The organism is Morococcus cerebrosus (genome assembly GCF_022749515.1).
GTDB lineage: Bacteria > Pseudomonadota > Gammaproteobacteria > Burkholderiales > Neisseriaceae > Neisseria > Neisseria cerebrosa.
The window spans coordinates 1932898-1953711 of the sequence record NZ_CP094242.1 but is presented as its reverse complement, the minus strand read 5'-3'; the positions used below and the strand labels follow the sequence as shown (position 1 = coordinate 1953711).

Below are 20814 nucleotides of genomic sequence, written 5' to 3'. Positions count from 1 at the left end.
TGATAAGATGAATGCCTTTATTGTGCAAATTGCAAAACAAACCGATATATGGACGATACCGTTTACCTTTATACAGACGGAGCCTGCAAAGGCAATCCGGGGGCAGGGGGCTGGGGCGTATTGATGCGCTACCGAAATCATGAAAAAGAATTGTGCGGCGGCGAGGCCGAAACCACTAATAACCGAATGGAGCTGACTGCTGTCATAGAAGGGCTGAAAGCGCTCAAACGCCCGTGCCGCGTCGTGATTTGTACCGACTCGCAATACGTCAAAAACGGTATGGAAGGTTGGATACACGGCTGGAAGAAAAACGGCTGGAAAACCGCCGCCAAAAAACCAGTGAAAAACGACGATTTGTGGAAAGAACTCGATGCCTTGTCGCATAAACACAAATTACAGTGGACGTGGGTGAAAGGCCACGCGGGGCATTCCGAAAACGAAAAGGCGGACGCATTGGCGAATCAGGGGGCGGCACGGTTCCTTCAACCCTCGTCCTGAAAGGTCGTCTGAAAACGCCTGAAAAATGTTCAATCAACCGCAAACAGGATTACCCCAATGGCAATGACTTGGTCCCAACTGCTTTCCCCGCAACGCTTCCGCGCAAAAAACGGCGAAATTATCCCTACGGTTACGCCGTCCACACAAGAGGGTATCGATGCCCTGCGTACCGATTTCCACATTGATTACGATAGAGTCGTGTTTTCCGGCGCATTCAGGCGGTTGGGCAGGAAAACCCAAGTCCACCCGCTTGCCGAACATGACCTGACGCACAACCGGCTGACACACAGTGTCGAAGTTGCCAGCGTCGGACGCAGTTTGGGTAACCGTGTCGGCGTCATGTTGCAAGCCGGCGGATTCCTGCCCGAAAACAATACTCCGGGCGATATTGGTGCTGTCGTCCAAGTCGCCTGTTTGGCGCATGATTTGGGTAACCCTCCGTTCGGGCATACGGGTGAGGACGCATTGCGCCATTGGTTCAGAAAGGAAACAAATCTCCGCTTTCTGACATCGCTGAGCGAAGCCGAATTGAGCGACGTGCAAACTTACGAAGGCAATGCCCACAGCCTGCGCATTGTCGCCAATTTGGAAATGTATCCCGATGCGGGCGGAATGCGTTTGAGTGCGGCATCAATCGGCGCATTGATAAAATATCCGTGGACAAGCCAAGGTCCGCGCGGGCGTTCCAAATTCAATATTTATCAAACCGAGCTGCCGTTTATCCGCCGAGTTGCAGCGGAGTTGGGATTGCTCGAAGCAGGCTGCGACCAATGGGTACGCCATCCGCTGTCATACCTGATGGAGGCTTCAGACGACATCTGTTACGCATTGCTGGATTTGGAAGATGCGGTGGAGCTTGAGTTGCTGACCGATACCGAAGTCGAAAGCGTCTTGTCTGAGCTGACCTTTGAAGAAAGTACATGGCATGCCCAATCCAGCCGCCAACGTTGCGCCATGCTGCGCGGCATTGCCATAGGCAAAGCCATCGAAGATGCCGCGCAAACCTTCATGAAACACCAATCCGATTTATTAAGCGGCGAATTTAAGGGAAAAGACTTGATTTCCTTGTGCAGCCCGGAAGTCCAAAACACTTTGGAAAAAGCCAAAGAACTCGCACGCACGCGCATCTTTCGCCACCGTACCAAGCTGATGACCGAAATTGCCACTTTCCCGTGCTTAGGGTCGATACTCGATTTGTTTGTCCCTGCTGCCCATGCCTTGCTGGTTGAGCAGAAATTAGATGTCCGCCAATCTTTAATCTTGGATCTTCTGAAAAACCATAATCCCATACTTGAAACGGACAGCCTTTATCAGGCATATATGAAAATTTTAGATTTCGTCGGCGGTATGACAGACAATGCCGCCGCCAAAATGGCTCAGGACTTGTCTGGAACCGGGATTTTAAGGTGATTTAATTTCTTTAATTTTCAAAATGTTAATATTTTATCTGGAAAAATTGAATTTAAAGGCTGGACAATAGGGAAGGGTTTCTATAATATTCGGTCTTCTTGATTCACAGCGCAGAAGCGAAGTGATGAAAATGCACCCGTAGCTCAGTTGGATAGAGTATCTGGCTACGAACCAGAGGGTCGGGCGTTCGAATCGCTCCGGGTGCGCCAAAAAATTTATTCATCCGCGCCCATCGTCTAGCGGTTAGGACATCGCCCTTTCACGGCGGTAACCGGGGTTCGATTCCCCGTGGGCGTGCCAAATTTCAATAAACCCTTACTAAAAAATAGTAAGGGTTTATTTTTATCTTTTAATGCTATGCCCGCGATTTCAGCTTTATTGATGCGCTTGTTACCAAAGTTTTATCTGCCCGCATATTTCAACTGCTGTACCCGTTAAGTTTGTCCTGACAGTTATTGTGGGGATTGTTCTGAAATATATGTCTCATATCTGTTACCGAATAAAACTGATGGAGACCTTTGAAATAACATGAGTTATTAAAATTTTATGCCCAATGCCATTTTCAAAAATGAATACTTGTAGGAAAACGTTGCGTTGTTTACGCCACAGGTTGAGAAAAATAAGCCTGCAAGACCTCAAACGGCGTATCGCCGTTCAATCTGCGGTGCGGCTTCACAGTGTTATAGAAATTAACAAAGCGGCACAACTCCTTTCGCCGGTGTTCCGGACTGTCAAACAACTGTTTCTCATGCCACATCTCCATCAGGGTACGGATAACCCGCTCCGCCTTACCGTTGGTCTGCGGACGGGCAACCCGAGTAAACTTTTGACCAATCCCGTTCTCATAACAGGCTACACCGAAAGCATGGTTGGCCGAGCCTTTGTATTCCGTACCGTTGTCGGAGTAAACGCACTCAATCAGGTATGGGCAGGGATCAATCAGGTGTTCGGTCAGAAACTTGGCGGCACTGTCTGCGGTTTTGTCCGGCAAAATGGCGGCGTATAGCTCCCTAGAGAAATCGTCGATGGCGACAAACAGGTAATCCCGCTTATCGGTGGCTTTCTGCCCTTTGAGCAGCGGCAGCCGTTTGGTGTCGAGATGCACCAGCTCTCCGGGGTAGGATTTATTGTAGCGTTTGGCCTGCTTTTTGAGTTTTTCCTGAATGCTGCGTTCTACCTTGGCCAGGCGTTTCATTCCGTACTTTGCCTGTTTGAAACGGTTGTTGGTACTGGTTTGCGGTTTGAGCAGCTTGGCCCTTGCGGCTTTAAGGGCGCGGTAAATGGTGACGCGGCTGACTTGGTAGCGGCGTGCCAGGGAGGTGACGCTTTCCTTCCCCTGCGTGTAGGCCAGCCAAATGGCTTGTCGGTGGTGCGGGGTGAGGCGGGTGTTTTTGTGCATGTTCATGTTTCAGTATTCTCCTGGAAATACTGTAAACAACGCTACTAGTTTCTACACGTTATTCCCGCGCAGGCGGGAATTCATTTTTGAATTGCAGCAATTTCCTTTCAAACAAAGATTTCTTGAGCTTGCCGATGAATTCCTGCCTGTGCGTGAAGGCAGACGGCAAATGTCATATCAAAAGAAGATGATCAGCCCTATATCCGCTTAAAACATGAAAGGTCGTCTGAAAACCTGCTGCTTTGGTTTTCAGACGACCTTTCATCATTCAGACCTTATGAGAGTCCAAAAAATGCGCTATTCGATCAGAAACAGATGGCATTTGCCATATGATTTTCCTGCTTCGTACAAAGTATTTATTTACCGTCCCGCGTACCGCCGAAACCGATATCGAAGGCCGAATTTTTGAGTTTCCCTGCAATCGAGTCGGCATTTGGACCAAAGATGCCCAGTTCGTAATTGCCTGCCGGAACATATTTCGGATTATCATAAATGACTGACTTGTCAACATCGACATTGCTTCGCACGCCCATGACTTCCTGTCCGTCCAGATTGATTTTTTCAAGCTTGCCTTTTCCCAGTATGAATTCTCCGTAATCTAATTGAAGCGCAGAAATTTTCCCATGACCGGTACGTTCGTCAAAATCGATGGTGTATACCAAATCCCCTGGACGCGCACCGGCGACAATCTCAGCATCTTGGGGATTGGTGGATTTGTTAAAAGCAATACCCTTATAAACCACCTTGCCCATTTTAGGCAAGGCTGACTCAAGTGTCGGGGTGCCGCTGATTTGGATATCTGTAACCTCTCCAGTGTAGCCGTCAGCTTGCAGCTTCGTTCCTGTAATGCCTGTAACTGTCGAGTAAGGCAGTTCGTAAATCCGCTTGGCACTTCCATCCGGCATGGTTGTTACGGTTAAAGTCGGTTCTTTTGGAATGTTGCCTGCTGATTGGTTCTCAGCTGGTGTAGTTGCAGGCGTTTGCGGTTTGGTGTTGTCTGCTGCTTGGGTTGTAGGTGAATCGCCGCTGCTGCCACCTGATTGATCTGCGGCCGGTGTGGTTGCAGGCGTTTGCGGCTTGGCGTTATTTGCTGCTTGGGTTGAGGGAGAGTCTCCACCGCTGCTGCCACAGGCGGCAAGTGCGACTGCGAGTATAGACAAAGAGAAGGCGCGTGATAGGTATGTCATGATATTTCCCTAAGCTCGTTTATGGACAATGTAAAGGATAATGTAAAGATTTTCTTCGGGTGCGAAGATGTCCATTCTCTTATGTTTTTTATAATTTTTCAAGAAGTTATTTTAGACTTTGGTCAGTTTTTTGATAGGGGGTTAAGAGGGAGTTTTTCATTTGATTACATTGAAGCAGGGAGGGGGGAAGCTTTTTGTATGCGTCAATTTATTTTTCAAATGCACAACTCAATGCTTGTAGATACCTCCTAATTCTTTTCACGCAAAAAAGGTCGTCTGAAAATGTGTCGTTGCTTCAAACCGACACTGTTTCAGACGACCTTTTATTCATTATGGTTAAATTATGCATAAATTATGATAAATCGGTATAATTGGAAAGCTGGTTATCCAATACATTTTTTCCTTAATATAAAAATAAAATGAACCATAATAAACATTACGGGACAATCGCCCATTGGTTCGGGGAAATGAGCCGCGGCTCCATTATTTGCGACGAGTCTTCGCAACGCATCTTTGCCAACCGCCAATCCCTCCACCCCGATTATCAAGAACCTGAAACCGGACACCGTGTCAGCTTTCAAATAGAAACGGAAAACAACCGCGCCGTCGCAAGGGATGTCGAGCGCGTCAATCCGGGTTATAAAAACAATGACAGCGCGGTCATTACACTGACCGACTGGGATTGGTCGAAGAATGGTGGTTATGGAATGGATGTTTCAAACGAAGGGCAGCCGGTGTTTGTGCTGGGACAGTTTCTTGCCGACCAAACCCGTACGCCTAGGGCGGGCAACCGCCTTGAAGGCACGCTCCGCCGCCATCCCAACGGACAATGGCTGCTGGTCAATGCCGTTATCCTCAGTACGCCTGAGTCCGAACCCGAGCCTGAATCGATACACGCTGCGCCCGCCCAAAAAGCGCAAGGTCAAACCGTACACTTTTTCCGTCCGGAACACGGTCCTAAAGTTGAAGTCAAAATTGAGCAGCCGTTGGTTGCCGAAACCCGTTATCCCGCTCCGAAATCCGCCCAAAAGAATCTGCTGCCGCCCAATCAGGTTATGAGCGGTACGATTACCACATGGGATGATGCCAAAGGCTACGGTTTTATCCGTTTCGGCGACGAATCCCAAAATATTTTCTTCCACATCAGCGCGTACCATTACAATACCTGCCGTCCGCAAACAGGACAGCGCGTCAGTTTCTACTGCAACCGCCCGATAGAAGGCAACCGCCAACAAGCCGTCAAGGTTGTCCGGCTGGGCGACGAAGCATTCCTGTTTGACGAATTGCCACCCGACTACAACAGGCTCAATATCGATATGCAGGCACTCCTGATCAACAGCGTCATCGCCGTCGTTTTCCTGACCGTTGTCGCCGTACTTTCCAATAAACTGTTTTTCATTTACGTCCTTATCAGTATCGCCGCCTTCATCCTCTATCAACAGGACAAGCAGACGGCGATGGAGTCCGCGCGCAAAATCAGACGTAAAAACGAATACCAAAACCGTATCCCAGAAAATAAACTGCACGCATTCAGCCTGCTGGGCGGCTGGCCCGGTGCATTGGTTGCGCGCGCCGCGTTCCGCCACAAAACCAAGAAAGTTCCTTTTGTTCAGATTTTCTGGCTGACAGTGGCAATAAATGTTGCCATTACCTATGCCCTGCTGATACATTACGCCGATAATCCTCTGACGAATTTTCTGAAAAACTAAACTGAAACAAAGGAATATCATGTCTTTTGCATTTTTCTTCCCCGGTCAGGGTTCGCAAAGCCTCAATATGATGGACGGTTTCGCAGGACAATCGGTCGTAAAAAACACCTTCGACGAAGCTTCCGCCGTATTGGGTCAAGATTTGTGGGCGATGATTAACGGTACGGATGCGGACCTCATCGGGCAAACTGTGAATACGCAGCCTATCATGCTTGCCGCCGGCGTTGCCGTTTACCGTGCTTATCTTGAAGCGGGTGGCAAAACGCCTGCCGTCGTTGCCGGCCACAGTCTCGGTGAATACACCGCACTCGTTGCCGCCGGTGCATTGGATTTTGCAGATGCAGTCAAACTCGTCCGCCTGCGTGCCGAACTGATGCAGTCTGCCGTACCGCAGGGCGTAGGTGCGATGGCGGCGATCCTTGGCTTGGAAGACGAACAGGTTAAAGCCATTTGTGCAGAAGCCGCGCAAGGCGAAGTGGTCGAAGCCGTCAACTTCAATTCGCCCGGACAAGTCGTGATCGCGGGTAATGCCGCCGCCGTCGAGCGCGCCATGAACGCCGCCAAAGAAGCAGGAGCCAAACGCGCGCTGCCGCTGCCTGTATCCGTTCCTTCGCATTGCAGTCTGATGAAGCCTGCTGCGGAAAAACTTGCCGAAGCACTCAAAACCGTCGAAATCAAACAACCGCAAATCCGCGTCATCCATAATGCCGATGTTGCCGCTTACGATGATGCAGAGAAAATCAAAGACGCACTTGTCCGCCAACTTTACAGCCCTGTGCGCTGGACGGAAACCGTCAATGCGCTGGTTGCTGAAGGCATTGCCGAGTCAGCCGAATGCGGACCGGGCAAAGTGTTGGCAGGTTTGGCAAAACGTATCAACAAAGAAGCCGTGTGCAGCGCTTTGACCAATTCCGAACAAGTTGCTGCCTTTATCGAAGCGCATTAAGTTTGCCGCCTTGTCTGTTTCAGAGCGTGTTCATAGTCTTCGTAGCAGGACTCCCAAGAAAGCCAAAGCTACCATTTGCAGACTGGTACTCAACTTACGCTCGCAGTTTTTCCAAAGCCGCCTGTTCTTTTCCAACCAGGAAAAGCTGCGCTCTACTACCCATCGCTTCGGCAATACTGCAAAACGGTGCAATTCGTTTCGTTTGGCAATCTCTACCTCCGCACCAATCAACTCCTGTACCGACGAAGCAAATGCCTTACCCGTGTAACCACCGTCAGCAAGGATTTTTTGTATCGCACCAAGATTATCCCGCCCACGTTCCAATGCCACCAGGCAGCCTTTTCTATCCGTAACATCCGCCGTCGTTACCGCAAGGGCATGCGGCAAACCTTGCGTGTCAACCGCTATATGTCGCTTGATACCGCTAACCTTCTTGCCCGCATCGTAGCCTTTTTCCATGGCGGTATCCGTGTTCTTCACACTCTGCGCATCAATAATCAGGAAAGTAGTTGCTTCATGGCGCCCCTGCTTGCGGTGCTCCGCAACTACCTGATTTTTTTAATGCTTCCTCAAGGATGCTGATGCCACTCTCGCGTGGTTCGGTCCATCTCTGGAAGTAGGAATGCACGGTGCGCCATTTGGGGAAGTCGCCCGGCAAAGCGCGCCAGGAGCAGCCAGTGCGTTGCAGGTAGAGAATGGCACAAAAGACATCGTACAAGTCCACCTGGCGTGGCGCTGTGCGTTTACGGGCACTTTCCAGCAGGGGAAGGAGAGGCGCAAATTGCTCGCGACTGATATCGCTTGGGTAGGTTTTTCTGTTCATGCCGATAGTTTACAGCAGAGGCTGAGACAATGAGCACGTTCTCAGACGACCTTTCTTAACGAAAGGTCGTTTTTTAATGTCTGTTGATTGTGTTTGGATAGGGGAGGGACTGGCAGCAGGAGGGTGTTTCTTATTTCAATCCACTATCAATTTATTTTGAACATTTAAGGTCGGCGGATTCGCATTTGAAGTGCAACTTTCCATAACAGAAAAAGGCCAGTATGCGGTAGCATACGGCCTTTCCTGCAAGAAAGATTGCCATGGGCTACACACAACTGACCCAAGACGAACGATACCATATCCAATACCTGTCCCGCTACTGCACCATCGCCGAAATCGCCAAACAGCTCAACCGCCACAAAAGCACCATCAGCCGCGAAATCAAGCGGCACTGCATCCAAGGACAGCAATACAGCGCCGAAAAAGCACAGAAGCAAAGCCGGCTGACCAAACAGCACCGGCGAAAACCCTATAAGCTCGATTCGCAGCTGGTTCAACACATCGACACCCTTATCCACCGCAAACTCAGTCCCGAACAAGTATGCGCTTACTTACGCAAACACCACGGGATCACACTCCATCACAGCACCATTTACCGCTACCTTCGCCAAGACAAAAGCAACGGCGGCACTTTGTGGCAACACCTCAGAATATGCAGCAAACCCTACCGCAAACGCTACGGCAGCACATGGACCAGAGGCAAAGTGCCCGACCGCGTCGGCATAGAGAACCGACCTGCTATCGTCGACCGGAAAACCCGCATCGGCGATTGGGAGGCCGACACCATCGTCGGCAAAAATCAGAAAAGCGCGTTATTGACCTTGGTCGAACGCACTACCCGCTACACCATCATCTGCAAATTAAAGAACTTAAAAGCCGAAGACACTGCCCGGGCGGCCATTAGGGTATTAAAGGCATATAAAGCCAGAGTCCACACCATCACCATGGATAACGGCAAAGAGTTCTACCAACACACCAAAATAGCCAAAGCATTGAAGGCGAAAACCTATTTTTGCCGCCCTTACCATTCTTGGGAGAAAGGGCTGAATGAGAACACCAATGGACTCATCCGGCAATATTTCCCCAAACAAACCGATTTCCGAAACATCAGCGATCGGGAGATACGCAGGGTTCAAGATGAGTTGAACCACCGGCCGAGAAAAACACTTGGCTACGAAACGCCAAGTGTTTTATTCTTGAATCTGTTCCAACCACTGGTACCCTAGTGTTGCACTTGAAATCCGAATCCAAGGTCGTCTGAAAAAACTTTACAGAAATAAAAATTGTTATTCATTTAAAAACAGCAATTTCGTCGCATCGGTAACTTCATTGCGATATAATCATAGGCTTTACCAATCCGACAGATTAATAAAATATTCAATCTGCATTAATCTGGAACACCGAGCCAATGATAGAAAAACTGACCTTCGGCCTGTTTACCCAAGAAGATTCGCGCAGCTTCATGCGCTTGATGGCTTATATCCGCCCTTATAAAACACGCATCATCTTTGCTTTAATTGCTATCTTCGGCGTTGCCGCCACCGAAAGCTACCTCGCCGCCTTCATTGCACCCTTGGTCAACCAAGGCTTCGCCCCGCCTTCCGCGCCGCCCGAACTCAATACAGCAGGCGGCATCGTCGCCACGCTGCAAAACTGGAAAGACCAATTTACCTACCTGATTTGGGGTACGCCTAACAAAGTCTGGGTTGTACCGGTATTTTTTATCTTTTTGGTCATTATTCGAGGCATCAGCCGCTATGTCAGTACCTATCTCTTGACTTGGGTTTCCGTCATGGCAATCAGTCATCTGCGCCGCGATATGTTTGCCAAGATGCTGCAACTTTCTTCCAAATTCCATCAGGAAACCCCGTCCGGTACGGTTTTGATGAATATGGTGCAAATGGCGGAACAATCCATCAGCAACGCCAGCAATGTATTTATCGTGCTGACCCGCGACACCATGATTGTCATCGGTTTGGTCTGCGTCCTGCTTTATTTGAACTGGCAGCTCAGCTTGGTCGTCGCCCTGATGTTCCCGCTGCTGTCTTTGTTGTCCCGCTATTACCGTAATCGTCTGAAAGACATTATTGCGGGAGCGCAACTCAGTATCGGTACCATGAATAATGTCGTCAACGAAGTCCATCAAGGACACCGCGTGGTCAAACTCTTCGGCGGCCAACGTCAGGCTGCCGAACGCTTCACCGCTGTCAACGACACCATCGTCCGTCTCGGTAAAAAAATCACTCAAGCGACTGCGGCACGTTCCCCGTTCAGCGAACTGATTGCTTCGTTTGCTTTGGCCGTCGTTATCTTTATTGCCCTTTGGCAGAGTCAGCAGGGGCATACCACCATCGGCGAATTTATGGCATTTATCGTTGCCATGTTGCAAATGCTCAGCCCGATCAAAAACTTGGCGAACATCAGCATCCCCATGCAGACTATGTTTATTGCTTCTGATGCCGTTTGCCAATTCCTCGATACCGAGCCTGAAAAAGATAACGGTACAAAAATCCTGACCAATGTCGAAGGTCGTCTGAAATTTGATAACGTCGATGTCCGCTACCACACAGACGGTAAAAAAGCCTTGGACAGCTTTAATCTCGATATCCGCAAAGGCGAACGCGTAGCCCTGGTCGGCCGCTCAGGCAGCGGTAAATCTACTGCCGTCAACCTGCTTCCGCGTTTTGTCGAACCGAGCTCGGGCGCGGTTTATTTGGATGATGTGAATATCGAAGACATCAAACTCGACAACCTGCGCTCCCAGTTCGCCCTTGTTTCGCAAGATGTCTTTTTGTTTGAAGGCACGCTTTGGGAAAACGTCCGTTACAGCCGTCCCGATGCCACTGAAGAAGAAGTATTGGCAGCCCTCAAAGCCGCGAATTTGCAAGATTTGGTTGAAAGCTCGCCGCATGGTTTGAATCAACAGATAGGTGCAAACGGCAACCAACTCTCCGGCGGTCAGCGTCAACGTGTCGCCATTGCCCGCGCCATTCTGAAAGATGCCCCTATCTTACTTTTGGACGAAGCCACCAGCGCGCTGGACAACGAATCCGAACGCCTCGTCCAACAAGCCCTCGAACGCCTGATGGAAAACCGCACCAGCATCATCGTCGCCCACCGCCTGACCACTGTCGAGCAAGCCGACCGCATTATTGTCATGGACGACGGTCATATCGTTGAGCAAGGTTCCCACGATGAATTGATGGCGCAAAACGGCTACTATGCCATGCTGCGCAATATGCCGAAGCAGGCAGCAGGTTGATTTTCAGACGACCCGTCGGTCAGTTGAAGGACGATTTGTCTAAAAGGTCGTCTGAAAACACCGAATCGCAAGACAAGGAAGGCTGCCGAACAGACAGAAAGGAACTATCCGCATGAATCATCAAGCCCAGTCCCCCACCGTCTCTGTGATGATCCCTTACTACAACTGTAAGGAATACATTGTAGAAACCATCCAGTCCGTCCTTAGCCAAAGCCATCAGAATTTTGAAATCATCATTGTTGACGACGGCTCCGACCCGGAACACGCCGATTATTTGAAGGGGTTTCTGGCGGACAAGCCCGCAATACGTTACGCCGTACAAAACAATCAAGGCGTTGCTGCCGCCCGAAACCATGCCGCACGGCTGGCGGGGGGCAAATACTTCCTGTTTCTCGATTCAGACGACCTCATCCTGCCGGATTACATCGAAAAATGCCTCACGGTTTTGGAAAACAATCCCGACTGCAAGCTGGTGTATCCGTTGGCGGAATATTTCGATGCGCAAGAAGGCTTATGGAATCTGCCGGATTATGACGGTTTGGAAAGTCTGTTGAAGGGGAACCGTATCCCTATCATTTCTATGCATCGTGCCGAGGATTTCGTCTCTTTGGGTGGGTTTGATGAAAACCTGACAACACATGAAGATTGGGATCTTTGGATACGCCTCTTAAGCAACGGCGGAACCGTTATCCGTATTCCGGAAGTATTGTTCCGCTACCGCAAACGCCGTGACGGGTTATCACTGATTAACCGCTTGGAACAAAACCCTGATTTAAACCGCGAAGACTGGCAAAAAGTCTACGAGAAAAACCGCGCGCTGTTTATGCAACATCATTTGGGATATTCCGACTGTATTCAAAAAATATCCTTACTAGAACAACAAATCCAATCTTTATCAGAATTAAACCTTCAATTGCGAGAAGACAATACCAATATGCAAAATCAAAACCAAGAATTACAGCATGTAATGGCAAAACTGCTGCAACAAACCGAACTGTCTGTCGAACAGACTGAATTTCTGCAACAGCAAATTGAAATGCTGTTGCGTAACAGTACCGTAGAAGAGCAATTAGAAGAACAAGAAAAACAAATCAAACTGCTGAAAAAACAAATTGATACCTTGCAGCAGGAAAAGCAATCGCTGGAGCAAAGTATTCATAAAGAAAACCGGAGATTGGCAAAATACAAAGGGTTGTGGACGGTTAAGGTATTCAAGCCTTTCGTTAAAACCGAACAGGCCATCAGCTCTGCCAACCGCTACCGCAAAGGCTTCCGTCTTTTGGTGCGCGAGAAGGGCAGTATCGGCAAGGCATATCAGTTTTTACGCCGCCATTACAAGCAAACCCATTCGATTAAAAGCGTAAAACAGATATTGAAAGCTGTCAGTTCTGCATCAGCTTTTGAGCATTCGATTCAGGCAGACCCGATTCCGCAAACGTTTATCCAGCGACTGACCAAACATGCTGCCGACACGCTTGCACCCAAAGTTGCCATCATTGCCGAACTCAGTATTCCGCAATGCAAAAAATACCGCGTTATCCAAAAGCAGGAAATGCTTGAGGAGCTGGGTATTCCTTGTTCCGTGACTTCATGGACGGACAGTAACGAAGCCAAGAAACAGATTTCTTTGGCAAGTTTGGTGATTTTCTACCGCGTTCCCGGTTTTGACAGCGTGATGGATTTGATTGTGGAATGCCGTCGTCTGAATATCAAAACATTATGGGATGTCGATGATTTGATTTTTGACGAAGATGTCCTGAAAACCAGCAGCACCATCAATTCGCTTGAACCGGCCGAAAGAGAGGGCGTGATCAACGGCGCGAAACTTTACCGTCAAGCCATGTTGGCGTGCGACGAAGGCATCGCTTCGACTTCGGGGCTGGCAAAAGCCATGAAGGAAGCAGGTTTGGAGACCGTTTATGTAGTTGAAAACGCGTTGGATGATGAAACGCTGGCAGCGGCACGCAGCATCGAAGGTCGTCTGAAAAAACAAGAAGACAGCTTGATTCGGATTATTTACGGTTCGGGCACCAAAACACACAACATTGACTTTTTGGAAGCCGCTCCCGCGCTTGCCAACATATTGAAAGAAAATCCGAATGTCAGGTTCAGAATCATCGGCTATTTGGAGCTGCCCGAATATTTCGATGATGTACAAAGCCAAATCGAGCGCATCCCGTTTTGCAACTATACGGAATACCTGACCTATTTGTCCGAATGCGACATCAGTATCGCGCCTTTGGAAAACTTCGTTTTCAACGATGCCAAGTGCAATATTAAATACCTTGAAGCATCGATTACCAAAGTGGCGTCCGTATGTTCGCCAAGGGCGGCTTTCGCCGATGTGATTGTTAACGGCGAAAACGGTTTTCTGGCGGACAACGAACAGCAATGGCATGAAGCGTTCGACACCCTGATTCAAAATCCCGAGTTGCGCGACAGTATGGCGCAGGCGGCATACCGTACGGTCACGGAAACATACAGCCCGCAAGCCATCGGCAGCACGCAGCTTGCACCCGCCGTCCGTTTTGAATCTGCCACAAGAGGGAAAACCAAAGTCTTATCGTTTAATGTTTACTATTATCCGCAATCGTTTGGCGGGGCGACCATTGTTGCCGAGCAACTGAACAAACTGCTTGCCGATGAAGAAGCCTACGAAATATATGCGGTAACGACCTTGCCGATGAAGAGCTGGCTGCCGTCGTACAGCGTCATCCGTTACGAATACGGCAAAGTGACCGTTTTCGGCGTTGCCGTTCCTTCAGAAGATGCGGCCGCCCACGAAAACCCGCGTTTTGATGAAGCCGTCAAAGACATCATCAAACTCGTACAGCCCGACATCGCCCATATCCATTGCATTCAAAGCATGGGTGTCGGTATGGTCGATATTTGTCGGGAAGCTGGTGTCAAAACCCTCGTTACCCTGCATGACGCATGGTGGATTTGTCCGAACCAGTTCATGCTCGACGAAAATGAAGTCTTCCGCGAGCAATGGAATACCGAAGACGAACGGAGCAAAACCATAGCCCACGCCTTGTCAAAAATCGATATGCTGCTTGCGCCCAGCAGATATTTTGCCGAACTGCATGAAAGAACTTTGGGTAGGAATGTCCTCGTCAACAAAAACGGCGTTACCCGCCCCTTGGGTCAAATATCCAAACGGAAAAAAGACGTTATCCGCTTCGGCTATGTCGGCGGAAAAACCAAAATCAAAGGCGTTCATCTGATTTTGGAAGCCTTCAGGAAACGCCGTTTCCCCAACACCGAACTGGTTGTCGTGGACAATATGCTCAACGTCGGCGCACGTTCGTTCTTTGACAGCGATTTCGACGGCGTGGAACGCTTCCGCATCGAACCTGCTTACAGCCAAGATACCATCGACCACTTCTTCTCGGAAATCGATGTTTTGTTGTTCCCGACCCAATGGAAAGAAAGTTTCGGGCTGACGGTCAGAGAGGCAGTGTTGCGTGATGTTTGGGTAATCGCTACTGATGCGGGCGGTGTGTCCGAAGACATTATCGACGGCGAAAACGGCACGGTCATTCCGTTTGACAGCGGCGTGGAAGAATTGAGTCGCGCCATTGCCGAAGTTTGCGAACGCTATCAAGCAATGGACGACGGCGCAGTCATTGAACTGCCGAAAAGCCATATTCGGACTTTTGCGGAACAAAAAGACGAATTGGCAGGACTATATCAAGAAATACTGTCGAACCAAGCAGATTGATGTTTTCAGACGACCCTTTCGATGGCAGCAAAGGTCATCTGAAAATGACAGAGAATGAACTTTGAACCCGTACGGCGTTGTTTTGTCTAAACTAATTTTCACTGCATTGAAGCACTTGATATTAACCGCATCACATCTTAATCATGAACAAAACCATCATACTGGTCGCCCCATATATGTACGGGTTGGATAAGTGCATAGAAAAAAATCTGCGCTTCCACGGCTTCAATGTCATCAATCTCTGTTACGACGACAGGGACTCATACTATCCGCACATAGGCTGCCGTATTCTCGGTTTGTATCATAAACACATTAAAAAAGACGGAGATTATAAGAAAAAACTGAAATATGCCCGCTATCAGAAACAGATAACCGAAAAACTGGCTACATTGGAAGGAAACAAAGCAGACTATGCTCTTTGTATTCGCGCCAATATTTATCCCAAAGAAATTATTTCTGCTGTTCGTGAGCATAGCAAAGTATGTGTCAACTACCAATGGGACGGTATCGACCGTTTCCCCGACATCATCGAATATCTGCCCTATTTTGACCGCTGCTGGGTGTTCAATAAAAACGATGTGGAGAAATACCCCCAACACCGTTTTAAAGCAACCACCAATTTCTATTTCGATTTTCCCATTGAGGGAAACGGAAAAACGGAAGGTCTTTATTTTTTAGGCGGCTACGAAGCAGGCAGAGAACATCAAACCTCCGTTTTTCTTAATGAAGCACGCAAGCTGGGATTGCCTTTGGATTTCCATATCTACTGCAAAGACGACCGCGCAAGTAAAATTTTTGGCAACGACGGTATTACCTATTTAGACAGACAAAGTATCCTAAGCTTTGAGCAAAACCTGCAAAAGGTCAAAAACTGTCTGGCAGTCGTCGATTTTGTCCAATTTGAAAATTACGGCTTGTCTTTCCGCGTATTCGACGCCCTGTGTTTCGACAAAAAACTGATTACCAGCAATCAGGCAGTAACGGAATGCGACTTCTATCATCCCGACAACATCTTTATTTGGGATGGAGAAAGCCTTGATGGGTTGGAAGACTTTTTCAGACGACCTTACCATCCCGTTTCCGAAGAAATAAAAAACAAATACGCCTTCGGCAACTGGGTCCGCCGAATCCTCGACATATCAGACGAAGCATAAATAGATACCATGACGACCGAACAAAAAACGATTATCTTGGGGATGCCCTCCGACAACCAAATCTACCGCGTCATCGAAGCCGCCTTAAATCATCACGGCTTCAACGTCGTCAGCGTCGTCATGGACAACCTGAATTTCCGCTATCCTTCCCTTTCCAGTCGTCTGAAAGTCAAATTCAGACAACTGGTGCTGCGGGACAAGAATGCCAAAAAAGACTTTAAATCCGCCCAATTAATCCGAGACGTCGAAAACAAACTGGCAGCGCACGGCAAGGCGGATTACGCCCTGTTTATTCGCGGCGACATCTACTCGCCTGAGTTTCTAGATATGATTAAACGCCATACCCGTCCCGGCAGTATGGTCAACTACCAATGGGACGGTATCAATCGCTTTCCGGCTATTTGGGATTGCGCTGACCGGTTCGACCGTATTTACGTTTTTGATCCCGCCGATATGCGAAATCCAAAACATCCCTTCCTGCCGACCACCAACTTCTATTTCGACCACGACGTCAACCTGCCAGAAAACCCGCCCAACGATTTCTATTTCATCGGCTGGCATATGCCCGACCGCGCCCCGATTATTTCCGCGTTCGGCAAAGCGGCCGAAACGCTGGGCTGGAAGCTCGACTTCAATATCGGCTGTTTGAATACCGATGTAGATACCCTCCGCCGTTTTTATCCTACGGAAAACATCAAAATCTTCATCGGCGTCAGAAGTTTCGCAGACAACCTCGAAGCCGCCAAACAGGCAAAAATCCTGATAGATTTCAAAACACCCGTTCACAACGGCCTCTCGTTCCGCCCCTTCGAAGCCCTCGGTTACCGCAAAAAACTGATTACCACCAACGCCGAAATCAAAAAATACGATTTCTACCACCCCGACAACATCTTCGTTTGGGATGGTAAAAGTTTGAACGGTTTGGCAGAATTTGTCGCCAAACCCTACTGCGAACTGTCGCCCGAAATCTACCAAAAATACAGTTTCGGCAACTGGTTGCGCTATATTCTAGACATACCGCCCCATCAAAAAATAACCCTGCCCGAATAAACGGAGAGGTCGTCTGAAATTTGCCGATATAGCAGATAAAATAGGCAATGCCTGCACTATCATTCCCGCCTGTGCGGGAATGACAATACGGAGGCTTCTTATTTTGTTTCAGACGACGGCGGATTCGCATTTGAAGTGCAACTTTCCATAACAGAAAAAGGCCAGTATGCGGTAGCATACGGCCTTTCCTGCAAGAAAGATTGCCATGAGCTACACACAACTGACCCAAGACGAACGATACCATATCCAATACCTGTCCCGCCACTGCACCATCGCCGAAATCGCCAAACAGCTCAACCGCCACAAAAGCACCATCAGCCGCGAAATCAAGCGGCACTGCATCCAAGGGCAGCAATACAGCGCCGAAAAAGCACAGAAGCAAAGCCGGCTGACCAAACAGCACCGGCGAAAACCCTATAAGCTCGATTCGCAGCTGGTTCAACACATCGACACCCTTATCCGCCGCAAACTCAGTCCCGAACAAGTATGTGCCTACCTGCATAAACACCACGGGATCACACTCCATCACAGCACCGTTTACCGCTACCTTCGCCAAGACAAAAGCAACGGCGGCACTTTGTGGCAACATCTCAGAATATGCAGCAAACCCTACCGCAAACGCTACGGCAGCACATGGACCAGAGGCAAAGTGCCCAACCGCGTCGGCATAGAGAACCGACCTGCTATCGTCGACCAGAAAACCCGCATCGGCGATTGGGAGGCCGACACCATCGTCGGCAAAAATCAGAAAAGCGCGTTATTGACCTTGGTCGAACGCGTTACCCGCTACACCATCATCTGCAAATTAAAGAACTTAAAAGCCGAAGACACTGCCCGGGCGGCCATTAGGGTATTAAAGGCATATAAAGCCAGAGTCCACACCATCACCATGGATAACGGCAAAGAGTTCTACCAACACACCAAAATAGCCAAAGCATTGAAGGCGAAAACCTATTTTTGCCGCCCTTACCATTCTTGGGAGAAAGGGCTGAATGAGAACACCAATGGACTCATCCGGCAATATTTCCCCAAACAAACCGATTTCCGAAACATCAGCGATCGGGAGATACGCAGGGTTCAAGATGAGTTGAACCACCGGCCGAGAAAAACACTTGGCTACGAAACGCCAAGTGTTTTATTCTTAAATCTGTTCCAACCACTGGTACCCTAGTGTTGCACTTGAAATCCGAATCCAAGGACCTCAAAAATTAGATTCATCACACTATTTATGCTATAAGGTCGTCTGAAATCAACAGACTCCATTCCCAAAACAAGGAAGTAAACATGAGCACACAAGATTTAAGCGGCAAAGTCGCATTGGTAACAGGCGCATCGCGCGGTATCGGCGCGGCGATTGCCGACACGCTGGCGGCGGCTGGTGCCAAAGTCATCGGTACGGCAACCAGCGAAAGCGGCGCGGCAGCGATTAGCGAGCGCTTGGCGCAATGGGGCGGCGAAGGCCGTGCTTTGAATTCTGCCGAACCTGAAACCATCGAAAACCTGATTGCCGACATCGAGAAAGAATTCGGCAAATTGGATATTCTGGTCAACAACGCCGGCATCACCCGCGACAACCTCCTGATGCGTATGAAAGAAGAAGAGTGGGACGACATCATGCAGGTTAACCTCAAATCCGTGTTCCGCGCCTCTAAAGCCGTCTTGCGCGGCATGATGAAGCAACGTGCCGGCCGCATCATCAACATTACATCCGTTGTCGGCGTGATGGGTAATGCCGGTCAGACCAACTATGCCGCGGCAAAAGCAGGCTTGATCGGTTTCTCCAAATCCATGGCGCGCGAAGTCGGCAGCCGCGGCATTACCGTCAACTGCGTCGCACCAGGCTTTATCGATACCGACATGACCCGCGCCCTGCCTGAAGAAACCCGCAAAACCTTCGAAGCGCAAACTTCGTTGGGCAAATTCGGCGAAGCGCAGGACATCGCCGATGCGGTCTTGTTCCTCGCTTCCGACCAAGCGAAATACATCACCGGTCAAACGCTGCACGTCAACGGCGGCATGTTGATGCCTTGATTCGGCTTGGAAAATAAAGAAGGTCGTCTGAAAACGGATTTCAGACGACCTTTTTGTTTTGTTTAGTCTGCTTGCAGCAGTTGCTTGTTGAGTTCCGCCTGTATCAGCAGGCCGTGGGCGAAGTTGCGGCTGTCGGCGAGGATGAGTTTGCCGCCGTAGCGTTTGGCGATGGCGTCGGCGATGGAGAGTCCGAGTCCGGTGCCTTGTTGTTCCGTGCCGAGTATGCGGTAGAAAGCGTCGGTTACGCGGCTGCGTTCGGCGGCGGGAATGCCGGGACCGTCGTCTTCCACCCAGATGGTAAGGGTGGTCGGGGTCTCGCTGAAACCTATGTCGATGCGGCCGCCTGCGGGGGTGTAGCGGATGGCGTTGTCGGTGAAGGTTTTGATGAGGGTGTAGATTTCGGTGTCGTCGGCACGGATGCGGAGGTCGTTTTCGACGGCGACGCCGATGTCTTGCTGTTTGTTGAGGGCAAGGGGCATGAGTTCTTGTAGCACGCGGCGGAACTGGGCTTGCAGGCTGATGTCGGTCAGGTTGCGTTGAGTTTCGGAGCCTTGGGCACGGGCGTGGGTCAGGAGCTGCTCGAGCAGGTGGCGGTTGCGCTGTATGCTTTGGAGAATGAGTCCGGTCTGTTCGCGGGCTTCGTCCGATTGGGGCAGCTTGGTGAGCCGTTCTGCCTGAAGGGAGAGGGCGGTCAGGGGGCTGCGCAGTTCGTGGGCGGCATCGGCGATGAAGCGTTGCTGGCGGCGGATGTTTTCGCCTGTGCGTTGCAGCAGTTGGTTGATGGCGGTAACGAAGCCTTGTATTTCGCTGGGCACGCCTTCTCCGTCCAGCGGCGAGAGGTCGTCTGAACGGCGTTTGCCGAGGGAGGCGGAAAGGGTTTTGACGGGGCGCATGGCGCGGTAGGTGATCCACACGGTCAGCAGGATCATGAGGGGCAGGGCGATGAGCAGCGGGAGGACGCTTTGGTAGGCGGCGGTGGCGGCGAGGTCGTCGCGGTATTCGGTTTCTTGGAGTACGGCGATTTTGCCTTGCGGGGTTTGGCGGATGTAGGCGCGGTATTCGTCGTCATCATCGTCATCGTCGTCGTCATCAACGCTGCCTTTGATGGTGTGGAATCCTTCGCCGAGTGTGTCGGACAGGGGGACGGTGTCTTCTTGTCCGAAGGTTTGGATGAGGATGTGGTTTTCGCTGCCTATTTGTGTGTAGTCGGTGGTTTTGGGGTTGATATAGGCGGCGGTTTGGCGCAACAGGTCGTCCTGAAGCTCTTCGGCTTCATGGTAGGTTTGGTAATAGGAGAATGCGCCTGCGATGATGGACAAAGGCAGGAACATCAGTATCAGGGCGATGCTGATACGGACTTGCAGGGATTGTTTGAGGGTCTGGATAAAGTGATGCATAGTGTGTTTGGTGAGGCTGTTTTAGGTTTTGTTATAGTGGATTAACTTTAAACCGGTACGGCGTTGCCTCGCCTTAGCTCAAAGAGAACGATTCTCTAAGGTGCTGAAGCACCAAGTGAATCGGTTCCGTACTATCTGTACTGTCTGCGGCTTCGTCGCCTTGTCCTGATTTAAAGTTAATCCACTATATTGATTATGGCATGGGCGGGCATGGATGCGCGGAT

15 protein-coding genes and 2 tRNA genes are annotated in these 20814 nt (G+C 49.8%); 13 read left to right on the top strand and 4 right to left on the bottom strand.

The genetic code is table 11. The annotated features are described in order from the left end of the window. The first annotated feature begins 48 nt into the window (after window positions 1-48). The 4 genes from rnhA to MON37_RS09195 all read left to right on the top strand — a co-directional run bounded on the left by rnhA (window position 49) and on the right by MON37_RS09195 (window position 2208). Window positions 49-498, top strand: a complete 450-nt coding sequence (gene rnhA, locus MON37_RS09210; protein ID WP_019269872.1) for a ribonuclease HI — start codon at window positions 49-51, stop codon at window positions 496-498. 57 nt (window positions 499-555) lie between these two features. Beyond that, window positions 556-1908, top strand: coding sequence for a deoxyguanosinetriphosphate triphosphohydrolase (locus MON37_RS09205; RefSeq protein ID WP_039404217.1), 1353 nt, complete (start codon window positions 556-558; stop codon window positions 1906-1908). A gap of 132 nt (window positions 1909-2040) precedes the next feature. Continuing rightward, a tRNA-Arg gene (locus MON37_RS09200) sits at window positions 2041-2117 on the top strand. A gap of 16 nt (window positions 2118-2133) precedes the next feature. Then, window positions 2134-2208, top strand: a tRNA-Glu gene (locus tag MON37_RS09195). 298 nt (window positions 2209-2506) lie between these two features. Here MON37_RS09195 and MON37_RS09190 read toward each other — a convergent pair. Both MON37_RS09190 and MON37_RS09185 read right to left on the bottom strand, forming a co-directional pair. Continuing rightward, window positions 2507-3313 carry an integrase core domain-containing protein gene (locus MON37_RS09190; protein ID WP_242883621.1) on the bottom strand — a complete coding sequence of 269 codons (807 nt, stop codon included), beginning with the start codon at window positions 3311-3313 and terminating at the stop codon, window positions 2507-2509. Window positions 3314-3663: 350 nt separating this feature from the next. After that, a complete protein-coding gene (locus MON37_RS09185; protein ID WP_039407765.1) occupies window positions 3664-4494 on the bottom strand; it encodes a factor H binding protein domain-containing protein in 831 nt (276 codons plus the stop codon). Window positions 4495-4913: 419 nt separating this feature from the next. Here MON37_RS09185 and MON37_RS09180 point away from each other — a divergent pair, with 419 nt between their 5' ends. Together MON37_RS09180 and fabD are read left to right on the top strand one after the other, a co-directional pair. Then, a complete protein-coding gene (locus MON37_RS09180; RefSeq protein ID WP_039407759.1) occupies window positions 4914-6203 on the top strand; it encodes a DUF1294 domain-containing protein in 1290 nt (429 codons plus the stop codon). Between the two features lie 19 nt (window positions 6204-6222). Continuing rightward, entirely contained in the window at window positions 6223-7149 is a 927-nt protein-coding gene (gene fabD / locus MON37_RS09175; protein ID WP_039407756.1) for an ACP S-malonyltransferase, read from the top strand. Between the two features lie 30 nt (window positions 7150-7179). Here fabD and MON37_RS09170 read toward each other — a convergent pair. Then, a protein-coding gene (locus tag MON37_RS09170; RefSeq protein ID WP_234403659.1) for an IS5 family transposase occupies window positions 7180-7972 on the bottom strand; the annotation gives its coding sequence in 2 pieces (ribosomal slippage) (window positions 7180-7707 and window positions 7709-7972; 792 coding nt in all). A gap of 260 nt (window positions 7973-8232) precedes the next feature. On the opposite strand from MON37_RS09170, the gene MON37_RS09165 reads away from it, so the two are divergent. From MON37_RS09165 to fabG, 7 genes are all read left to right on the top strand, one after another. Beyond that, window positions 8233-9198: an IS30 family transposase gene (locus MON37_RS09165; RefSeq protein WP_242883620.1), complete on the top strand. Its 966-nt coding sequence runs from the start codon at window positions 8233-8235 to the stop codon at window positions 9196-9198. A 182-nt stretch (window positions 9199-9380) separates the two neighbouring features. Further along, window positions 9381-11234: a lipid A export permease/ATP-binding protein MsbA gene (gene msbA, locus MON37_RS09160; RefSeq protein WP_039410347.1), complete on the top strand. Its 1854-nt coding sequence runs from the start codon at window positions 9381-9383 to the stop codon at window positions 11232-11234. 112 nt (window positions 11235-11346) lie between these two features. Next, entirely contained in the window at window positions 11347-14958 is a 3612-nt protein-coding gene (locus MON37_RS09155; RefSeq protein ID WP_039410350.1) for a glycosyltransferase, read from the top strand. A 143-nt stretch (window positions 14959-15101) separates the two neighbouring features. Beyond that, window positions 15102-16112 carry a WaaS/CpsH family glycosyltransferase gene (locus MON37_RS09150; protein WP_039410353.1) on the top strand — a complete coding sequence of 337 codons (1011 nt, stop codon included), beginning with the start codon at window positions 15102-15104 and terminating at the stop codon, window positions 16110-16112. Window positions 16113-16121: 9 nt separating this feature from the next. Continuing rightward, complete coding sequence (locus MON37_RS09145) at window positions 16122-17162, top strand: WaaS/CpsH family glycosyltransferase (RefSeq protein ID WP_039410355.1); 1041 nt, start codon at window positions 16122-16124, stop codon at window positions 17160-17162. A gap of 205 nt (window positions 17163-17367) precedes the next feature. Next, the gene (locus MON37_RS09140; protein WP_242883531.1) at window positions 17368-18333 is read left to right on the top strand and encodes an IS30 family transposase; all 966 of its coding nucleotides are present in this window, start codon (window positions 17368-17370) and stop codon (window positions 18331-18333) included. Between the two features lie 113 nt (window positions 18334-18446). After that, on the top strand, window positions 18447-19193 hold the full coding sequence (gene fabG / locus MON37_RS09135) for a 3-oxoacyl-ACP reductase FabG (protein WP_003756594.1): 747 nt from the start codon (window positions 18447-18449) through the stop codon (window positions 19191-19193). Window positions 19194-19255: 62 nt separating this feature from the next. Here the strand turns inward: fabG and MON37_RS09130 are convergent, their stop codons facing one another. Beyond that, window positions 19256-20590: an ATP-binding protein gene (locus MON37_RS09130; RefSeq protein ID WP_039405512.1), complete on the bottom strand. Its 1335-nt coding sequence runs from the start codon at window positions 20588-20590 to the stop codon at window positions 19256-19258. Window positions 20591-20814: the final 224 nt, after the last annotated feature.

Excerpts from the sequence above, each read along its gene's own strand:
- MON37_RS09140 (WP_242883531.1), top strand. The coding sequence starts at position 17,368 with ATGAGCTACACACAACTGACCCAAGACGAACGATACCATATCCAATAC.
- MON37_RS09155 (WP_039410350.1), top strand. The coding sequence starts at position 11,347 with ATGAATCATCAAGCCCAGTCCCCCACCGTCTCTGTGATGATCCCTTAC.
- MON37_RS09145 (WP_039410355.1), top strand. The coding sequence starts at position 16,122 with ATGACGACCGAACAAAAAACGATTATCTTGGGGATGCCCTCCGACAAC.
- fabG (WP_003756594.1), top strand. The coding sequence starts at position 18,447 with ATGAGCACACAAGATTTAAGCGGCAAAGTCGCATTGGTAACAGGCGCA.
- msbA (WP_039410347.1), top strand. The coding sequence starts at position 9,381 with ATGATAGAAAAACTGACCTTCGGCCTGTTTACCCAAGAAGATTCGCGC.
- MON37_RS09180 (WP_039407759.1), top strand. The coding sequence starts at position 4,914 with ATGAACCATAATAAACATTACGGGACAATCGCCCATTGGTTCGGGGAA.
- MON37_RS09130 (WP_039405512.1), bottom strand. The coding sequence starts at position 20,590 with ATGCATCACTTTATCCAGACCCTCAAACAATCCCTGCAAGTCCGTATC.
- MON37_RS09205 (WP_039404217.1), top strand. The coding sequence starts at position 556 with ATGGCAATGACTTGGTCCCAACTGCTTTCCCCGCAACGCTTCCGCGCA.
- MON37_RS09150 (WP_039410353.1), top strand. The coding sequence starts at position 15,102 with ATGAACAAAACCATCATACTGGTCGCCCCATATATGTACGGGTTGGAT.
- MON37_RS09185 (WP_039407765.1), bottom strand. The coding sequence starts at position 4,494 with ATGACATACCTATCACGCGCCTTCTCTTTGTCTATACTCGCAGTCGCA.
- rnhA (WP_019269872.1), top strand. The coding sequence starts at position 49 with ATGGACGATACCGTTTACCTTTATACAGACGGAGCCTGCAAAGGCAAT.
- MON37_RS09190 (WP_242883621.1), bottom strand. The coding sequence starts at position 3,313 with ATGAACATGCACAAAAACACCCGCCTCACCCCGCACCACCGACAAGCC.
- fabD (WP_039407756.1), top strand. The coding sequence starts at position 6,223 with ATGTCTTTTGCATTTTTCTTCCCCGGTCAGGGTTCGCAAAGCCTCAAT.
- MON37_RS09165 (WP_242883620.1), top strand. The coding sequence starts at position 8,233 with ATGGGCTACACACAACTGACCCAAGACGAACGATACCATATCCAATAC.